Genomic DNA, 18,314 nt, shown 5'->3' with positions numbered 1-18,314 from the left:
ACGTTAACAGAAGTTTCATGTTTCGTTCAAAAAAATTAACTTTACGGGGACAAAAATAATTGGAATGCGAAAGACAATTTCTGTGAAAAAACCGGATTTTAATGTATTACCTCAGGAAAGAGAGATTTACAATTTTGAAAAAGACGGGCTTGAACTTAAATCATCCTATGATAAAAAAGATGTAAAAGATGAATCATTAACGCAGACTTCTCCAGGAATTGCACCCTATCTGAGAGGACCGTATTCCACGATGTATGTTCAAAAACCATGGACGGTTCGTCAGTATGCAGGATTTTCTACTGCAGAGGAATCCAATGCTTTTTACAGAAGAAATCTTGCTGCAGGTCAGAAAGGTCTTTCTGTAGCATTTGACCTGGCAACTCACAGAGGGTATGATTCAGATCACTCAAGAGTAGTAGGAGACGTAGGAAAAGCAGGAGTTGCCATCGATTCTGTGGAAGACATGAAAATACTTTTCAATGAGATTCCATTGGATCAGATTTCAGTATCCATGACCATGAATGGGGCGGTACTTCCTATTTTGTCTTTCTATATCGTTGCAGCAGAAGAGCAGGGTGTAAAGCAGGAGTTATTATCAGGGACTATTCAGAATGATATTTTGAAAGAATTCATGGTAAGAAATACTTACATTTATCCGCCTGCGCCTTCAATGAAAATCATCGCAGATATTTTTGAATATACTTCGCAAAACATTCCAAAATTCAACTCTATTTCTATTTCCGGATACCACATGCAGGAAGCAGGTGCTACACCGGTTCTTGAAATGGCTTACACATTGGCAGATGGTCTTGAATACGTAAGAACAGGAATTAAAGCAGGAATGAATGTAGACGATTTTGCCCCAAGATTATCTTTCTTCTGGGCAATCGGGATGAATCATTTCATGGAAATTGCTAAAATGCGTGCTGCAAGATATATCTGGGCAACCCTTTTAAAACAGTTTAATCCTCAGAATCCAAAGTCTCTGGCATTGAGAACCCACTCCCAGACGTCCGGATGGTCTCTGACAGAGCAGGAACCTTTCAATAATATTACAAGAACAGCCATTGAAGCTTTGTCTTCGGCTTTAGGAGGAACACAATCTCTTCATACCAATGCACTGGATGAAGCCATTGCTCTTCCTACAGACTATTCAGCAAAAATTGCAAGAAATACTCAGATCATTCTTCAGCAGGAAAGCGGAATATGTGATGTGGTAGATCCAATGGGAGGAAGTAACCTTGTGGAAAGCCTTACTCAGCAAATGATCGAAGAAGCGATGAGGTACATCAATGAGGTAGAGCAGGAAGGAGGAATGACTAAAGCTATCGAAGCCGGAATTCCAAAAATGAGAATTGAAGAAGCTGCCGCTAAAAAACAAGCTAAAATCGACAGTGGAGAAGAATTCATTATTGGAGTTAATTCATTCAAATCTTCATTAAAACAGGATCAGATAGAAATCTTGGACATTGATAATACAGAAGTTCGCAGAAAGCAGATAGAGAGATTAAATACAATCAAAACAGAGAGAAATGCTGATGCTGTAGAACAGATCCTGAATGAGATCCGTGAAAGTGCTAAAACAGGAAAAGGAAACCTTCTCGCATTATGTATCGAAGCTGCGAAAAGAAGAGTTACCCTTGGTGAAATGAGCGATGCCATGGAAGAAACCTTTGGAAGATATAAAGCAAATATTAAAACAATCTCTGGTGTATACGCAATGAATGCCGGTAAAAACGAATACTTTGAAAAAGCCCTTAATCTGACTCAGAAATTTGAAGAGGAAGAAGGACGCCGCCCAAGATTGATGGTAGCTAAAATGGGGCAGGATGGTCATGACAGAGGAGCAAAAGTAGTAGCAACAGCATTTGCCGATATGGGATTTGACGTAGACGTTGCTCCGTTGTTCCAGACACCGGAAGAAGTAGCTAAACAAGCCGTGGAAAATGATATTCACATTTTAGGAGTTTCTTCATTGGCTGCAGGACACAAAACATTAGTTCCTCAGGTAGTGGAAGAATTATCCAAACTGGGAGCAGATGATATCACCATTGTAGTAGGCGGAGTAATTCCTCAGCAGGATTATGAATTCCTTTATGCCAACGGTGCAGACTTTATTTTCGGCCCTGGGACTAACCTTCCGAAATGTGCAGTAGAAATTTTAGAGAGATTTTTAGAAAAATAAACAGAAAAGCTTTAATTTCAATTTGAAATTAAAACGCAACCTATGAATCTGAAAAATATAATAAAGCCTACAAAGAGAAAACTGTTTCTTCTTGTAGGCTTATTTATTATCGCTGGTGTTTTTCTGTTAGCTTCAGGGAAGAAACATGTATCTATACGAAGCTCGAAGATTACTGCAGATACTTCTTTGGTTAAAAAGCATTTGGCAGCACTTACCCAAACCCCACAATTTAGAAATCATAAAAATATAGAACAGCTGAATGCGGTTGCAGACTATATCCATCAGACTTTCAACACCTATGGTGACAGCACCGTTTACCAGGAATATAAAGTGGATGGGAAAATCTATAAGAACGTAATGACTTCTTTTGGAACAGAAAACAAGAAACGGATCATCATTGGAGCTCATTACGACGTTTGCGGTGACCAGCAGGGTGCAGATGACAATGCTACCGGAGTTACAGCCCTTTTGGAGCTGGCAAGAATGCTTAAAGGACAAAAGCTGAACTACAGAATAGATCTTGTTGCCTACACATTAGAAGAACCTCCTTATTTCAGAACTGAAAATATGGGCAGCTATATTCATGCAAAATACCTGAAAGATAACAAAATTGATGTCTATGGAATGGCAAGTGTAGAAATGATTGGCTATTTTAAAGATGAAAAAGGTTCTCAGAGCTTTCCTTTGGGTGCTCTTTCCTGGATATATGGTGATAAAGGAGATTTCATTACTTTGGTTAAAAAGATGAGTGGAGCAGGTCCTTTTGTAAGAAACTTTATAGGAAATTTCAAAGATTCAGGACAGATCAAAACAGAAACCTTCTCAGCGCCGAAATTTGTAGCAGGGATAGACTATTCTGACCATCTGAATTATTGGAATTTTGATTTCCCGGCACTCATGATCACCGACACCTCTTTCTTTAGAAATAAAAATTATCACGAAACTACCGATACTTTGGAAACGTTAGATACCAAGCGAATGACCAAAGTGATTGATGCCATTTTTCTCAGTATTATTCACCTTAAGTGAAAAAAATATTTTGATTATCAGAAAAATTTATATATTTGCACCTGAAAATCAAGTTTAACCAATTAAAAAACGACGAAGCAATGTTCAGAACAAAACAGAATTCTACAGTTGGATTACCCCTTATGGTGGTAAGGCTTCGCGGTTTGGTACATTCTTAGAATAATAGTACAATACAATATCAAAACCCGAAGTCGCAGAGATTTCGGGTTTTTTATTGCGCAATATTTCAAACTCCCAAGTTTACCCGAAATTTTTTTTAGTGTCATTAAGGACAAAATAGGATGAGGTATATCCCTCAGCACTGTTTCTGTCTATTATTAATCCATTCAACTATTATTTTAGTTGATTAAAAGTTATGTGAGATAAAATAAACCAATTTCTGGTATCTCACATCCAACTTGTGTTAACAATGGAAAATGATAACCTTCTGTTTTCCCGCCTGAGAAGCGTAAGAAGCAGAAAAAGAACAATTAGAAAAGATGTAGAAAAGCAGATAAGAACAAAATACAAACGTAGTAGAGAACTTTGGAAAATAAGAAGAAATCTTCCGCTGATTCCATTAGATAAACCCTATCAAAAAGGATTTATAAGATTCTTTGTAGTAAGAGATGAAGTAAAAGAATCAAAGGATGGAGATTTTTTCGAAGGAATTTTAAAGAAGATAAATACCTATATGTATTCTGATAACCGAAAATTTCTAAAAAAGAAAAGAAAATTCGGAAGAAAGATATATGTAGAAAGAGAGCAGAAGCTCAGGTATATTACTTCATATTCCTGGAATTATCCAAAATTAGAACTTACCGATAGAGAAAGACAATACTTTGAAAAGAAAGAAGACTACTGTCCTGTCCGTAAGATATTCGAGACGTACTACCAATTTACTGAACCATGGAGATTTACGCTGAGGGTAAAACCCAACATGATTACCCATTACAAACCCTTGGATCTGGAGCTGGAAAAAGAAAATGCAGCGCTGGATTCCTATTTGGAACGGTATAAGGTGATAGGGATTATGTATAAAATTAATTTATATAAACCAAATCCATGGAAAGAGAGGTATCAAAGACAACTTATCAAAAGCAGGAAATATATTACCTGCACAATGTCTGCAACAGAGATTGCAGAAAACTTACAGGACTTATGAGTCCAACTGTTATTTAAAACAAAAACAATGGGAAATTTAAAACTAAAAGGAAAAGATATATTAAAACTGGGCTATCCCAATAACCAAAGCGTAAACGTAGCATTGGAAGTTATGAAAAGAAATTTTGCAACGAAGAATATTCACCATGTAAAAGCTCTTTTAAAGGAAATCCTGCTGAATCCGGTAGAATTTGAAAAAGATCTGACTTTCGGACAAATTGCAGAAACCCTGCTTTCATCCAGAAAAACGGAAAAACGGATGCTGAATTCACAGCGTGCTTCATTTCAGATTTTTGGTAACAATATCTCTGAAGAGGCAAAAAATCAGTTATATACAGCTTTGAAACTGCCTATTGCTACTCAGGGTGCGTTAATGCCCGATGCCCACAGTGGTTATGGACTTCCAATAGGCGGAGTTCTTGCCGTGGAAAATGCGGTAATCCCTTATGGTGTAGGAATGGATATTGGCTGCAGAATGAGCCTCAGTATTTTGGATACACCGGTTTCATATCTTGAAGGAGCAAGAGATAAATATGAAAAAGCTCTTGCCGAACATACAAAATTCGGGATGTATGAGACGCACAAATCTCATATTGATCACGAGATCTTCGACAGGGATACATTCGATATGATCCCTATTTTAAGGAGATTAAAAGGAAAAGCTATCAAACAGATGGGATCTTCAGGCGGAGGAAATCACTTTGTTGAATTCGGAGAAGTAGAACTCACCGAAGAAGACGAGCAGATTGGTCTGCCAAAAGGAAAATATCTGGGAATCCTTTCTCACAGTGGCTCAAGAGGTCTCGGAGCAGAAATCGCTCAATATTACTCAAGAGTAGCGACAGAACAGTGTCCATTACCAAAAGAAGCCCAAAACTTCGCCTGGCTGGATCTCAGTACACATCTTGGACTGGAATATTGGACTGCAATGAATCTCGCAGGAGATTATGCCTCAGCCTGTCATGATGATATTCACAGGAGGCTGGTAAAAGCCGTTGGTGGAAGAGTAAAAGCCAGAATTGAGAACCATCACAACTTTGCATGGAAAGAAATCCATAACGGCAAAGAAGTGATTGTTCACCGCAAAGGAGCAACACCTGCCAATGAAAATGAACTGGGAATGATTCCGGGATCTATGACAGCCAAAGGATTCATCGTTCGTGGTAAAGGAAATCCGGAAGCACTGAACTCTGCATCTCACGGAGCCGGAAGAGCGCACTCAAGAGGAGAATGCAGAGCCCTTTTCACTCAGCATGATATCAAAAAAGAACTGAAATTAAAAAATGTCACCCTGATGGGCGGAAATGCTGAAGAAGCACCTATGGCCTACAAAGACATCAATGAAGTGATGAATGCGCAGAGTGAACTGGTAGATATTCTGGGGACATTCCAGCCGAGAATTGTGAGGATGGACAGATAATCAATGTAATACTTTATAACCTTATAGGCTTCAATAGCCTGTAAGGTTTAAAATGTTCAATTAAAAAACAAAAAATGGGAGCACCACATAACATAAAAAGATACGGTGAAGTCTGGCCGGAATTCAGAATCCGGTTGGGGCTCGAAATTTTAAATAGATTAAAAGATAAAATTATTATATCGGGAGGCTGGGCATGGCATTTTATGTCTGAAACAGGACATACAGAATACAAGCATGCTCACGACCATAAAGATATTGATGTTTTTGTAAAAAAGGAAAATGTAGCAGACGTGGCTATCATTCTTCAGCAGGAAGGATTTCAGAAAGTCTGGACCCGATATGATCATCTGCCGAGTGAGGAAAATTTTCGCAGGTACGAGAAAACGGTAGAATTGGAAAATGATAAGTTCCATAGAATTACCATAGATTTTTTTGAAAAAGATGATCTTGAAACTATTGAAACGGATGGCTTTACCGTTGTGAAGCCTGATGTTTTACTTTCATTTTACAGAAATATTCATTCCAGTGACAAATGCTGGGCAGTGATGGCTGCAAAAGATTTATTACAAAAGGGAATAGATCCGGTAGGACATTCCTTATTAAGCAAAATGCCGACGTAAAAAATGGAAAAATTAATACAAATCTCTTCAGGAAGAGGACCTTTAGAATGCCAGTGGGTAGCCGCAAAGGTTCTGAAAACATTTCTTGAAGAGGCCAAACAAAATACAATAGAATACGAAATCATACATCGTGAGAACGGTGATGAAAATCTGACACTGAAATCAGTAACCCTACTTTTAAAAGGAAAAGAGGTAAGCCTGTTTCTTAAAAGCTGGCTGGGAACTGTTTGCTGGATAGGAAAAAGTACTTTCAGAAAACTGCACAAAAGAAGCAATTGGTTTATCGGAATCTTCGAATTGGAAGATGTAAAAATAATTGATTTCAACGAAAAAGATATCCGGTTTCAGACAGCGAGAAGCCAGGGAAGTGGCGGGCAGAATGTTAACAAAGTGAATACAGCTGTGCGTGCTACTCATATCCCTACTAAAGAAACTGTTTTTGTACAGGACTCACGTTCACAATTAGAGAATAAAAAACTTTCTGTTATCAGATTAAAAGAAAAGGTAATGGCGGTTTATATTCAGCGGCTGGAAAGAAAGCTGAAAGAAACGTGGTCTCTCCAAATGCAGGTAGAACGTGGAAATCCGGTGCGTACATTTTCAGGAACTGATTTTAAAAAGAATTACGAAGACAAGACATTCAAAAAACAGAGAAATGTCTTGAAAAATGACCTTAAAAACTACAAAAATGACCTTAACTAAAAGTAAATATTATTTTGAAGCGTTAGACTATTTTCCATTCAATCTTTCCGAATGTATGGATGCGCTGAACTATGCCCTTTCTTACGAACCTGAAGATGCAGATAGTCTTTGTCTGATGGGAAGAGTATATTCCGAAGAACTGAAAGATTATGAAACGGCAAAGAAATACTTTGATGAAGCCATGCAGAGTAACATCGGAAATATCAATACTCCCAAATATTACATCGAATGTCTTTTGAATAATGAAGATTATAAGGAAGCAGAAAAATTGATAACATTTGCTATAAAGCTAAAAGGAATTGACAAATCGGAAATTCTGAACTGTCTTTCTCTTCTGCAGGAAAGAAACTTTGAATATAAACAGGCTTTAGGAACCCTTAAAGAAGCTAAAAAATTTGCTTACAGCCGGGCAGCACTTGAAATAATTGAAGACAGAGAAAAGCTGGTTAAAGGAAAGGTAACCAGAACAAGAACCGTAAAAAAGACAGAATAATCTGTTTTCAAAACCATAACAAAAAATAAGCTTTCAATTGAAAGCTTATTTTTTATTGACAGAGATCAGATAATCATACACCATTTGATGTTGGTCATCAGTCAGCTTAGCTTTGGGAGCCATTCTGCTTAACGTGTTGATCCATCCCTTGTCGTCATGCTTCGTTGGTTCTGGCAGTTTATGACATTTTGCACAGGAATTTTCGAAAACGGTTTTCCCTTGCGCCAATTGCTCAGATGAGGTATACTTTGGCCCTGTTACAGCCACACTTTTTGGTCCGCAGGATACCAGAAATACTGATGCTGCGATACCGGTTAAGATGAGTTTTTTCATACCTATTTTTATTTTGATGATTACTTCTTCACAGAAACAATATAATCATAAACCCATTGGTGCTGTTCATCCGTTAATTTTGCCTTTGGAGCCATAGAATTCATGATTCCTACCCATTGTACAGGATTGTGTGAAGCAGGATCAGGTAACTTATGACATCTTCCACAAGAGTTTTCAAAAATGGTTTTCCCTTGGGCAATCTGTTCTGCAGTAGACGTAGACGTTCCTGCAGTAGCAGTGGATGTAGCAGCTTTCGGCGTACAGGAAACCAGCAATATAGCAGTAAACGATGCCGCAGCGATGATTCTTTTCATGTTTCTTCTTTTGATATATAACAAATGTAATAAATTCCTTAAGCCCTTGATACAGGGTGTTGTAGTTTTAATTTAGAAGAAATAAAAATTGAATTTAAGAAAAATCGGTAATTCCCAGTGAAGATAATTTAAGCCTTTTATCTCATCATTATGAGCCGGCTATTGATCATTCCCATTTTAATTATTAATTTTGAGTCAATGAAATTTTCTACAGAAGAGCTAATAGACGGAATACAGTCAGGAAACAAACGCCTGATTGCAAAAGCTATTACATTGGTTGAAAGTAAAAAAGCAGAGCACAGGGTACAGGCAGAAGAACTTTTGAAGAAGATTATGCCATTTACCGGAAACTCTGTGAGGGTAGGAGTAACAGGAGTTCCCGGTGTAGGAAAATCTACTTTTATAGAAAACTTTGGCCGATTGGTGATTGCTCAGGGTAAAAAAGTGGCAGTCCTGGCTATTGACCCGAGTTCAGCAATCAATAAAGGAAGCATTTTAGGCGATAAAACAAGAATGGAAGAGCTTTCCAAAGAAGAAAATGCTTTCATACGTCCTTCTCCAAGCTCAGGTTTTCTGGGTGGAGTCGCCAATACTACTTTTGAAACGATGATGATCTGTGAAGCTGCAGGATATGATTATATTTTAATAGAAACAGTAGGAGTAGGGCAGTCGGAGGTCCTTGTTGCTGATATTACTGATGTTTTTTTATTCCTTAAAATCATTGGGGGCGGAGACGAGCTTCAGGGGATAAAGCGTGGTATCATGGAAATGGTAGACCTTATTTTTATCAATAAAGTAGATCAGGATAATCTCCAGAAAGCAAAAAATACAAGACTGGAATTAAAAAGAGCCCTGGATTTTATTCCACCTAAAGAAAAAGGCTGGAAAATTCCTGTTTTATTAGGTTCTGCATTGTACAATGAAGGATTGCAGGATGTTTATGATACAATCTTTGAATTTATTAATCTGAAAAAGAAAGCCGGACGTTTTGAAGAAATTCGTGTTCAGCAGGCGGAAAAGAGATTTGAATATTGGGTTCAGGAATATATTTTATCCCTGATGAAGAAGAGCAATGCCGTGGAAGAAGCTTATCATATGCACAAAAAAAATGCTTCAGCTATGGTTTCCAATCCAAGTACTGAAGCAAAATTATTTGTTGAAAAATTTTTATCGAAAGAAAACAGGGATTAAGGTTTCTCTTTTTCCTGTTTTACCTCAGTTTTAGAGATATAGCCGTCATAGCTAATCGGCTGTCTGTCATTACTTCTCATAGAAACGAAAGCTTTACCGTTTTTAAAGATCTCAATATTCATTTCATCAACGGTTCTTACATCATTAGGCTTGAACTTTAAAGTCCATTTTCCCTTTTTATTCTGAGTTTTAGTTACTGTAAAATCTTTTGAGGTGAATCTGTAGCCATTATCGCTTGTATTTCCATAGGTTGGGTTGAACAGTCTTCCGAAATAAGGCAGCACTACATCCAGCGTATTTTTACTCACATCAATGGTATAATCTCCGTTCAGGTTCAGTATTCTTGTTGCAGTAGCATTCGGCATAGAATTCATGACATTAATTACGTCATAATTCGTAGGATTGGCTCTTTGTGCATAGAAAGTAAACTCTTGGGAATTTACCAGATTGTCCACGGTTTTCGAATCTAATGAGCCTTGTGATGCACAGCTCTGAAATAAGAACAGGAATCCAAAAATCATCAGTAAAGAAATATACTTTTTCATAATGAGATAATTATTAAATTTAAACAGCAAAATGTATGCAAATATATTCTTTCTCAAATATTTTGGAATAAAAATTGTTAAGGTTGAATTATTAACACTCAAACTATGAAAGTTACACATCTATTAGGAATGGGAGCTATTGCTCTGTCGGCTGTTGCCTGTACTACAAACCCAATTACAGGAAGATCATCTTTACAGCTGGCCAACAACTCAGAAATTTTAACAATGTCTTCGCAGGAATACAAGACGACATTGTCTAAAGGTAAAGTGATTACCGGTACGGCAGATGCAAAGAGAGTGGTAAATGTAGGAAACAGAATTAAAAGTGCAGCAGAAAGATACTATCAGAGTATAGGAAGATCAGCAGATCTTGCCAGCTACAGCTGGGAATTTAATCTTCTGCAAAGCAGTGAGCTGAATGCCTGGTGTATGCCTGGTGGTAAAGTAGCAGTTTATACCGGAATATTACCAGTAACAAAAGACGATAACGGACTTGCCGTAGTACTGGGACATGAGGTTTCTCACGCACTGGCAGGCCACGGAAACGAAAGAATTTCTCAGGCAATGGTTGCCCAGTACGGAGGTGCTATCCTGGGAGGAACAATCTCAAATTCACAATGGGCAAGTGTTTTCCAGAAGGTATATCCTATTGGTTCACAAGTGGCTTTATTGAAATACGGAAGAGGTCAGGAATCTGAAGCGGATGAGATGGGGCTTTACCTGATGTCTATGGCAGGATATGATCCAAGAGCAGCAATTCCTTTCTGGAACAGAATGGAAGCGGCATCTACAGGAGCAAGACAACCTGAATTCTTATCTACCCACCCGAATCCGGAAACAAGAATTTCAGATATCAATAAAGATCTTCCGAAAGCTTTAGAATATTATAAGGCTGCGGGAGGAAAAATATAATTAGAATTTTAATCTTGTATAAGGCCTTATTAAATTTTTAGTAAATTTGATAAGGCCTTTTTTATGTAACCACCTAAACACAATATTATGAAGAGTTTATCAATTACCGGACTTATACTTTTAGCTGTTTCTGCATTGCTTTTTTATTTAACTACTGACTTTGCTGTAGAACAAATAAAAATTTCCCATATTATGGGAATCATGGCAGGAGTGGGGATAGGGCTTATCATTGGAGGAATGGTAGGGTATGTAAGCAAAGGAAGCGCTATAAAAGCGGACCAGAAGAAAAAAGAATTCAAACAGCTGCAGAAAGACAAAGAAGAGCTTGAAAAACAGGCTGCAGACATTGCAAAGCGCCAGGCTGAACTTGAAGATCAAAATAAAAACCCTCAAATTTAAATTTGAGGGTTTTTATTTATTATTTTGATATCTGATTAGAATTTATATCCTAAACCTACCATAAACAGGTTAGGTCTGTTATCATATCTGATTTCTGAACCGGAAACTTTGTTGATGAAGTTTCTTTCATCTTTACTGAAAGCACCTTCATATCTTGCATTTACAAGAAACTTTTTGATTTCAAGCTGTGCTCCAAACTGATAGCCAACGGTAAAGTCATTTTTAGCATTCTCTTTGAAGTCGTTGTAAGTATTGTCTTTATTTAAGTTAAAACTTCCAACAGGTCCTACAAAGACCCCCAGCATATTTCCTAAAAGGTTGTAGCCTAAAAGAACCGGAACGTCAATACGGTTGCTTTTAACATCAAAAGTAGTGTTCTCTGTAGTAAACTCATTTTTGAAGTGAGTATAATAGATTTCCGGCATCACAAACAATGAAGTAGGAAGACCCACTTTTAATGAAAGTCCCACATTGAAACCTACATTGTTTTTACCTGTTCCGTCAATGGCATCATTCACAGTTCCTTTAATATTGGACCATGAAGGTGAGCCGGTAGGAAAAATTAAGTTAGCCTTACCTGCCAGTGAAATCTGTGCAGAAGCCCACATTGAAAATCCTATTAACGCTATACTAAGTATCTTTTTCATTATCGTCTATTTTTGTATTTGAAGTTTCAATCGTTTTATTATTCTCAAGTAAATATTCTCTCAGTTCTTTAAATAGTTCTGAAGAATAAACGAAATCAATCAGATTTTTATTGCCTGCGGTAATCAGGATGTCTTTATTCCCTTCCCATTCTTTGATTCCCAGTCTTAGGTATACAATTTTCTCGCCAATTGTCATTACAGAATTCATATCATGAGTATTGATGATGGTTGTTGTATTATATTCTTTGGTGATCTCATAAAGAAGATCGTCAATTATCTTTGAAGTATACGGATCCAGCCCGGAATTGGGTTCATCACAAAATAAGTACTTGGGATTGTTGACAATTGCTCTGGCAATTGCTACCCTTTTCTGCATCCCTCCCGAAATTTCAGAAGGATATTTTCTTCCGGCTTTGTCCAGATGTACTCTTCCTATTACTTCGAAGACCCTTTTCTTTTTTTCTCTGTACGTAAGGTTGGTAAACATGTCCAGAGGGAACATGATATTCTCTTCCACAGTTAAGGAATCAAATAAGGCACTTCCCTGGAATACCGTTCCGATTTCTGAACGGAGATGTTGTTTTTCTTCCCTGTTCATGGTGTTTACATTCCTACCATCGAATAAGATTTCTCCTGAAGATGGCATATAAACATTCAATAAACTTTTTAAAAAAACGGTTTTACCGGAACCACTCTGCCCAATGATTAAGTTTACTTTTCCTTTATCAAATGAAGTTGAAATTCCTTTCAATACTTCAACATCATCAAAACTTTTCTTAAGATCTTTTACCTCAATCATCAGCTTAATATTAATTGGGTTAAAATTAATTCAGAAATGATAATGAATACCATTGTCCATACCACTGCCTGCGTACTGGCTCTACCTACTTCCAGTGATCCTCCTTTTACATTATATCCGAAATAAGAAGGAACCGTTGCAATGATAAAAGCGAAAACTATAGTCTTACTAAATGCATAGTAAATAAACAGATTAGGCATATACATTTGAATACCAACGATATAATCATTTTCTGTCCAGTTTCCTGTTAAAATCCCGGCAATATAACCTCCGCCAATACCAAAAACGATACTGATAGCGATAAGAAGGGGATTAAATAACATACAGGCGATGATTTTAGGAAGTATCAGAAAATTGGGTGAGTTAACACCCATGATATCCAACGCATCAATCTGTTCGGAAACTCTCATTGTTCCAATACTGGACGCAATATAAGAACCTACTTTACCCGCTAGAATAAGACTGATAATGGTTGGTGCAAATTCCAATACCAAAACCGCTTTCGTAGCATATCCTACAAATGAAGGCGGAATAGGAAAAGAAGAAGCATCAAAGTTGTTGAACATCTGAATAGCCACTACAGCTCCAACGAATATGGAAGTGAAGATGACAAGTCCGAAAGAATTTACTCCCAAATCATTAATTTCTCTCATGAACAGCTTCCAGAAAACCCTCATTTTCTGAGGTTTCTGCAGGGATTTTCCCAAGAGGATCATGTATTCCCCTACTGCTGTGAAAAACTTTTTTAACATACTGCTAAATTAGACTTTTTTATTGAATTGGGCTAGAGTCGAGAATAAGACTAAAGCCTGGTTTTGTGTTAAAATTATTTCAATATTGACCTTATCCCGTTCTTTATTTTGCGTTTTTATCTCCTCCTATAACCAATAAAACGGTTTTTAAAATAATCACCAGATCAAGTACAAAACTCCAGTTTCTTACATAGAAAGTATCGGCCAGAACCCTTTTTTTCATCTCTACCTCCACATCACCAAAGTCACCACGAAGCCCATTTACCTGTGCCAATCCTGTGATACCCGGGTTTACCATACTTCTTAAGCTGTATCTCCCGATTTTTGGTTTATAATAATTATCAACAGAAAGCATATGAGGACGCGGCCCCACCACAGACATCTCACCTTTCAGTACATTAATGAATTGTGGAAGTTCATCAAGACTGGTTTTTCTTAAAAACTTACCTATCCTGGTAATTCTTGAATCATTTTCCGATGTGGTTTTGGTTGTGGATTCATCATTCACAATCATTGTTCTGAATTTAAAACAATTGAAAACCTCTTCATGGAAGCCATATCTTTTCTGAAGAAAAAATACAGGACCTTTGGAAGTTGCCTTGATTAAAACCGCAATGATAGGGAATATCCATGAGCAGATAAAAACCAGTATAATAACAGAAAATATAATGTCAAACGTTCTTTTCATCAGAAAATTAGAATAATAATCTAATGGATATCTTGCCTGGTTGAGTACCGGCTGGGTTTGAATGTATCCGAGATCATACAGGAAAAAATCGCTTTGTGTGATACTTGGAATCAATGAAATGTGAATCTTATTATCCTCAGCCAATTTGAAAATTTCATTCTGAATCCCCTCACTATAATTGTTTTCCATTGATAAAAACAGGGTATGAATTCCGTTCTTTTTCCAGAAAGCAACCAGTTCGTTGATATTGATGTCAGAATTTTCATATTCAAATATCCTGTATCCGTAGTCTTTACGGTCTGTAAAAATATTTTTCAGGATCTCTGTGGAGAGGCTGTCTCCTAAAAACATTACGTTCCTGTAATTGGCACCAAGGGATCGTAAGTACTTGATCGCAAAATAAATAAATGATTTTACTAGGAAGATGAAAACGAAAAGGTAAAATGAAAGCCAGTAAATATCCGAATTGAAAAATACATTTTTACTTACCTTTCCTATAAGCAGGACACCAAGTATAAAAAAGAGGAAGTGGATTAAAAGGCGTTCAAGAAACAAGGTATAAGTAAGGTTCCTTGGAATGTTGTATATTTTTGTCCTACCGCTCAGAAGCACCCAGAACAAAAACAACAGAATCAAAGAAAAGGAATTCTGATACCAGGTCTCTTTATGGTATTTTAAACTTTCGTTTCTGCTTATAAAAAAGAATATGAAGATAGATGCAATAACCATGAGGTCAAGCAACATAATGATCGATTTCAGGTATCTAGAGTATCGAATTCTCTGCATCTATCGGTATTATAACGGATAATCCCAGCTAATTTAAGCTTTTTTATGGGATATTCAGATATTTGTGAGTCTGAACTGAAGCCTGCCATTCCGGATGTTCCAGGATAAAATCTGTGATCTTAGGATACATTTCATCTCTTTTGCTCCATTCACTTTGTAGATAAAGTTTGCAGCTGTCGGAAACTTTTGAAGCCTGTTCCTGCGCGAATGAGAAGTCGTGCTGGTTGAAAATGATCATTTTAAGCTCATTGGCCTTTTGATAGATCTCTTCTTTAGGCAATCCTGTTTTCTTTGGAGACAGTGTAATCCAGTCCAGATGTCCACTCATAGGATAAGCTCCCGAAGTTTCGATATGAACTGTACATCCCAGTTCCTTCAGTTTGGAGGTCAATATCTCCAAATTCCACATTAATGGCTCACCGCCTGTTAAAACAATTGTTTTACAATGTTTGGCAGCTGTTTCTGCAATTTCTTCTGCATTCATCAAAGGATGGAGTTTCGGATCCCAGCTTTCTTTCACATCACACCAGTGACAGCCAACATCGCAGCCTCCAAGTCTGATGAAATAAGAGGCTTTCCCGGTGTGGGCTCCTTCTCCCTGTAAAGTGTAAAAATGCTCCATTACAGGGAGCATTTTACCTTCTTTTAATAAAATATCTTCTTCTTTATTCATCTTAAAATTAGTCGTTATAGACCGAAGTTTTGTAAGCAATGATGGTGTTTTTCATCAACATCGCTCTTGTCATTGGGCCTACTCCTCCAGGTACCGGAGTAATCCAGCTTGCTTTAGCTGCACAGCTGTCAAAATCTACATCACCTGCAAGGTAATATCCTTTTGGAGAGTCATTATCTACTCTTGTAATACCCACGTCAACAATTACTGCTCCTTCTTTGATCATATCTCCTTTTAAGAAGTGAGGATCTCCCAAAGCGGTAATTACGATGTCTGCTTTTCTTGTATATTCTTCAATATCTTTTGTGTAAGAGTGTGTAAGGGTAACGGTAGAGTTTCCAGGGAAATCTTTTCTTCCCATCAGGATGCTCATAGGTCTTCCTACAATTTTACTTCTTCCGATAATTACACAGTCTTTCCCTTTAGTTTCAATATTGTATCTTTCCAGTAATGTTAAAATACCGAAAGGAGTTGCAGGTAAGAAAGTATCCATTTCAAGAGCCATCTTTCCGAAGTTTTCAGGGTGGAAACCATCTACATCTTTTCTTGGATCAATTGCGTTGATAATCTTTTCCTGGTCAATTTGGTCTGGTAAAGGCAACTGAACGATAAATCCGTCAACTGCTTTAGATTTATTAAGCTCGTCAATTTTTTCCAATAGTTCAGATTCTGCAACTGTACTTGGGAATTTGATTAAGCTGGATTGAAATCCTACTTCCTCACAGTCTTTCACCTTAGAGTTGACATAGGCTTTGCTTGCTCCATTATTTCCTACAAGAATAGCTACCAAATGCGGTGCTCTTCTTTTGCTTTCGAGAATCTTGTCTACTTCAACCTTGATCTCTGCTTTTATTTCTTTGGATATTTTAAGTCCGTCAAGAATTTCTGCCATTTTTACTTTTTTACTTTATAGATTTACTTTTACTTCTTTTTACTTACTATTTATTTTCTTTATAGTAACTGATCAATCCGTTAGTAGAACTGTCATGAGAGCTTACTGCTTCATTGTTCTCAAGCTCAGGAAGGATTTTGTTGGCTAGGACTTTTCCTAGTTCCACTCCAAACTGGTCAAAGCTGAATATATTCCAGATCACGCCCTGAACAAAAATTTTATGCTCATACAACGCGATCAACTGACCTAATGAAAAAGGAGTTAATTCTTTGAATAATATAGAGTTAGTAGGTGTGTTTCCGTGGAAGACTTTGAAATTGATCAATCTGTCTATTTCTTCATCAGATTTTCCTGCATTTCTAAGCTCTTCTTCAACCTCTTCTTCCAGTTTCCCGAAGGCAAGTGCTTCAGTCTGTGCGAAAAAGTTAGCTAATAATTTATCCTGATGATCAGAAACTTTGTTCGGGCTTTTTGTATAAGCAATAAAGTCAGCCGGAATCAATTCTGTACCCTGGTGAATCAATTGGTAGAAAGCGTGCTGACCGTTTGTACCTGGTTCTCCCCAAATGATAGGCCCTGTTTCATATTCTACAAATTCACCGTTTCTGTCCACACATTTTCCGTTGCTTTCCATATCTCCCTGTTGAAGATAAGCGGCGAACCTGTCCAGATATTGAGAGTAAGGTAAGATGGCATATGTTGTTGCTGCATAGAAATTACGATACCAGATTCCCAGAAGTCCCATTAATACAGGAATGTTTTCAGAGAAATCAGCAGTCTGAAAATGCTGATCAGTATCATAAGCACCCCTTAAAAGCTGCTCGAAGTTTTCATATCCTACAGAAAGTACAATGCTTAGTCCGATCGCACTCCAAAGAGAATATCTTCCGCCTACCCAATCCCAGAACTCAAAAATATTTTCTTCAGCAATTCCGAACTTCTTAACTTCTTCAATATTAGTAGATAAAGCAACAAAATGCTTCGCTACATCCTCCTGCGTTCCGGCTTTTAGGAACCAGTCCTTTGCTGAGTTTGCATTCGTCATTGTTTCCTGAGTCGTAAAAGTCTTGGAAGCAATGATGAATAAAGTGGTTTCAGGATTTAAATTTTTCACCACTTCTGCGATATGATTTCCATCCACATTGGAAACAAAGTGAACGTTTAATCTTGTTTTAAAATGCTTTAATGCTGAACAAACCATTACAGGACCCAAATCTGATCCTCCGATCCCGATGTTTACTACATCTGTGATTTCTTTTCCACTGAAACCTTTATGTTCTCCTGAAATGATTTTCTCAGAAAAAGATTTCATATGATCAAGAACTCTTTTGATCTGTGGCTTGATATTTTCGCCATCCACAAAAATTTCACGATCCGAGAAATCTCTCAGTGCTGTATGAAGAACAGCTCTTCCTTCGGTTTCATTTATTTTATCACCGGAGAACATTTTGGAAATGGCATCCTTTAGCTGGCTTTCTTCAGCCAATTGTAATAAAAGATCCTTTGTTCTTGAATCGATTAAATTTTTAGAATAATCAAAAAGATAGTTGTCCTTTTGCAGGGAAAACTCATTAAAACGGTTCGGATTGTAATGGAAAAGGCTTCTAAGATCAAAGTCATTTCCACCGAAGTGTTCATCAAGTGCTTTCCAGCTATTGGTTTGTGTTGGATTTATTTTTGATAGCATATTACAGAATTTTTATCGTTCAGAAAATCATGTATCGGCTGAAAATAGCCCATAATCCATAATGATTTATTTCTGATCTGCAAATTTACGGAAAAATAAAACCT

At 37.2% G+C, this 18,314-nt stretch carries 20 protein-coding genes; 10 read left to right on the top strand and 10 right to left on the bottom strand.

Annotated elements, in window-relative coordinates; genetic code table 11:
• Positions 1-64 precede the first annotated feature (64 nt).
• From scpA to AC57AW_RS00755, 7 genes are all read left to right on the top strand, one after another.
• A complete protein-coding gene (gene scpA, locus AC57AW_RS00785; protein ID WP_496350476.1) occupies positions 65-2,185 on the top strand; it encodes a methylmalonyl-CoA mutase in 2,121 nt (706 codons plus the stop codon).
• Positions 2,186-2,227: 42 nt separating this feature from the next.
• Entirely contained in the window at positions 2,228-3,214 is a 987-nt protein-coding gene (locus AC57AW_RS00780; protein WP_496350475.1) for a M28 family peptidase, read from the top strand.
• A gap of 409 nt (positions 3,215-3,623) precedes the next feature.
• The gene (locus tag AC57AW_RS00775; protein ID WP_496350474.1) at positions 3,624-4,358 is read left to right on the top strand and encodes a hypothetical protein; all 735 of its coding nucleotides are present in this window, start codon (positions 3,624-3,626) and stop codon (positions 4,356-4,358) included.
• 27 nt (positions 4,359-4,385) lie between these two features.
• Positions 4,386-5,777: an RtcB family protein gene (locus AC57AW_RS00770; RefSeq protein ID WP_496350473.1), complete on the top strand. Its 1,392-nt coding sequence runs from the start codon at positions 4,386-4,388 to the stop codon at positions 5,775-5,777.
• Between the two features lie 74 nt (positions 5,778-5,851).
• A complete protein-coding gene (locus AC57AW_RS00765; protein ID WP_496350472.1) occupies positions 5,852-6,397 on the top strand; it encodes a nucleotidyltransferase family protein in 546 nt (181 codons plus the stop codon).
• A gap of 3 nt (positions 6,398-6,400) precedes the next feature.
• Positions 6,401-7,099, top strand: a complete 699-nt coding sequence (gene prfH / locus AC57AW_RS00760; protein WP_496350471.1) for a peptide chain release factor H — start codon at positions 6,401-6,403, stop codon at positions 7,097-7,099.
• Entirely contained in the window at positions 7,086-7,592 is a 507-nt protein-coding gene (locus tag AC57AW_RS00755) for a tetratricopeptide repeat protein (protein ID WP_496350470.1), read from the top strand. Before prfH ends, AC57AW_RS00755 begins: the two co-directional genes overlap by 14 nt.
• A 45-nt stretch (positions 7,593-7,637) precedes the next feature.
• Here the strand turns inward: AC57AW_RS00755 and AC57AW_RS00750 are convergent, their stop codons facing one another.
• Entirely contained in the window at positions 7,638-7,925 is a 288-nt protein-coding gene (locus AC57AW_RS00750; protein ID WP_318848454.1) for a cytochrome C, read from the bottom strand.
• A gap of 20 nt (positions 7,926-7,945) precedes the next feature.
• Positions 7,946-8,239, bottom strand: a complete 294-nt coding sequence (locus tag AC57AW_RS00745) for a c-type cytochrome (protein ID WP_496350469.1) — start codon at positions 8,237-8,239, stop codon at positions 7,946-7,948.
• Positions 8,240-8,437: 198 nt separating this feature from the next.
• Here AC57AW_RS00745 and meaB point away from each other — a divergent pair, with 198 nt between their 5' ends.
• A complete protein-coding gene (gene meaB / locus AC57AW_RS00740) occupies positions 8,438-9,430 on the top strand; it encodes a methylmalonyl Co-A mutase-associated GTPase MeaB (RefSeq protein WP_496350468.1) in 993 nt (330 codons plus the stop codon).
• Here the strand turns inward: meaB and AC57AW_RS00735 are convergent.
• Entirely contained in the window at positions 9,427-9,975 is a 549-nt protein-coding gene (locus AC57AW_RS00735) for a DUF4251 domain-containing protein (protein WP_496350467.1), read from the bottom strand. The genes meaB and AC57AW_RS00735 overlap by 4 nt on opposite strands.
• A 105-nt stretch (positions 9,976-10,080) precedes the next feature.
• Here AC57AW_RS00735 and AC57AW_RS00730 point away from each other — a divergent pair, with 105 nt between their 5' ends.
• Together AC57AW_RS00730 and AC57AW_RS00725 are read left to right on the top strand one after the other, a co-directional pair.
• Positions 10,081-10,887, top strand: coding sequence for a M48 family metallopeptidase (locus tag AC57AW_RS00730; protein ID WP_047381756.1), 807 nt, complete (start codon positions 10,081-10,083; stop codon positions 10,885-10,887).
• 87 nt (positions 10,888-10,974) lie between these two features.
• Positions 10,975-11,286, top strand: a complete 312-nt coding sequence (locus AC57AW_RS00725) for a hypothetical protein (protein ID WP_318848449.1) — start codon at positions 10,975-10,977, stop codon at positions 11,284-11,286.
• Positions 11,287-11,321: 35 nt separating this feature from the next.
• Here AC57AW_RS00725 and AC57AW_RS00720 read toward each other — a convergent pair whose 3' ends face one another.
• The 7 genes from AC57AW_RS00720 to pgi all read right to left on the bottom strand — a co-directional run bounded on the left by AC57AW_RS00720 (position 11,322) and on the right by pgi (position 18,210).
• A complete protein-coding gene (locus AC57AW_RS00720) occupies positions 11,322-11,933 on the bottom strand; it encodes an outer membrane beta-barrel protein (protein WP_496350466.1) in 612 nt (203 codons plus the stop codon).
• The gene (locus AC57AW_RS00715) at positions 11,917-12,732 is read right to left on the bottom strand and encodes an ABC transporter ATP-binding protein (RefSeq protein WP_496350465.1); all 816 of its coding nucleotides are present in this window, start codon (positions 12,730-12,732) and stop codon (positions 11,917-11,919) included. The genes AC57AW_RS00720 and AC57AW_RS00715 overlap by 17 nt, the downstream gene beginning before the upstream one ends.
• The gene (locus AC57AW_RS00710) at positions 12,732-13,484 is read right to left on the bottom strand and encodes an MlaE family ABC transporter permease (protein WP_318848446.1); all 753 of its coding nucleotides are present in this window, start codon (positions 13,482-13,484) and stop codon (positions 12,732-12,734) included. Before AC57AW_RS00710 ends, AC57AW_RS00715 begins: the two co-directional genes overlap by 1 nt.
• A 103-nt stretch (positions 13,485-13,587) precedes the next feature.
• Complete coding sequence (locus AC57AW_RS00705) at positions 13,588-14,958, bottom strand: exopolysaccharide biosynthesis polyprenyl glycosylphosphotransferase (protein ID WP_496350464.1); 1,371 nt, start codon at positions 14,956-14,958, stop codon at positions 13,588-13,590.
• 43 nt (positions 14,959-15,001) lie between these two features.
• Positions 15,002-15,631 (bottom strand): 7-carboxy-7-deazaguanine synthase QueE, encoded by a 630-nt coding sequence (locus AC57AW_RS00700; RefSeq protein ID WP_496350463.1) that lies wholly within the window; start codon positions 15,629-15,631, stop codon positions 15,002-15,004.
• A gap of 7 nt (positions 15,632-15,638) precedes the next feature.
• Positions 15,639-16,523: a bifunctional 5,10-methylenetetrahydrofolate dehydrogenase/5,10-methenyltetrahydrofolate cyclohydrolase gene (locus AC57AW_RS00695; protein WP_496350462.1), complete on the bottom strand. Its 885-nt coding sequence runs from the start codon at positions 16,521-16,523 to the stop codon at positions 15,639-15,641.
• 46 nt (positions 16,524-16,569) lie between these two features.
• Positions 16,570-18,210, bottom strand: a complete 1,641-nt coding sequence (gene pgi / locus AC57AW_RS00690; protein WP_496350461.1) for a glucose-6-phosphate isomerase — start codon at positions 18,208-18,210, stop codon at positions 16,570-16,572.
• Positions 18,211-18,314 lie beyond the last annotated feature (104 nt).

It is taken from the genome of Chryseobacterium sp. BGA-UO-ETr-SB22 (genome assembly GCF_059567885.1).
Note: the sequence above shows the minus strand (reverse complement) of the source record. Positions and strands in the feature narration are given on the sequence as shown.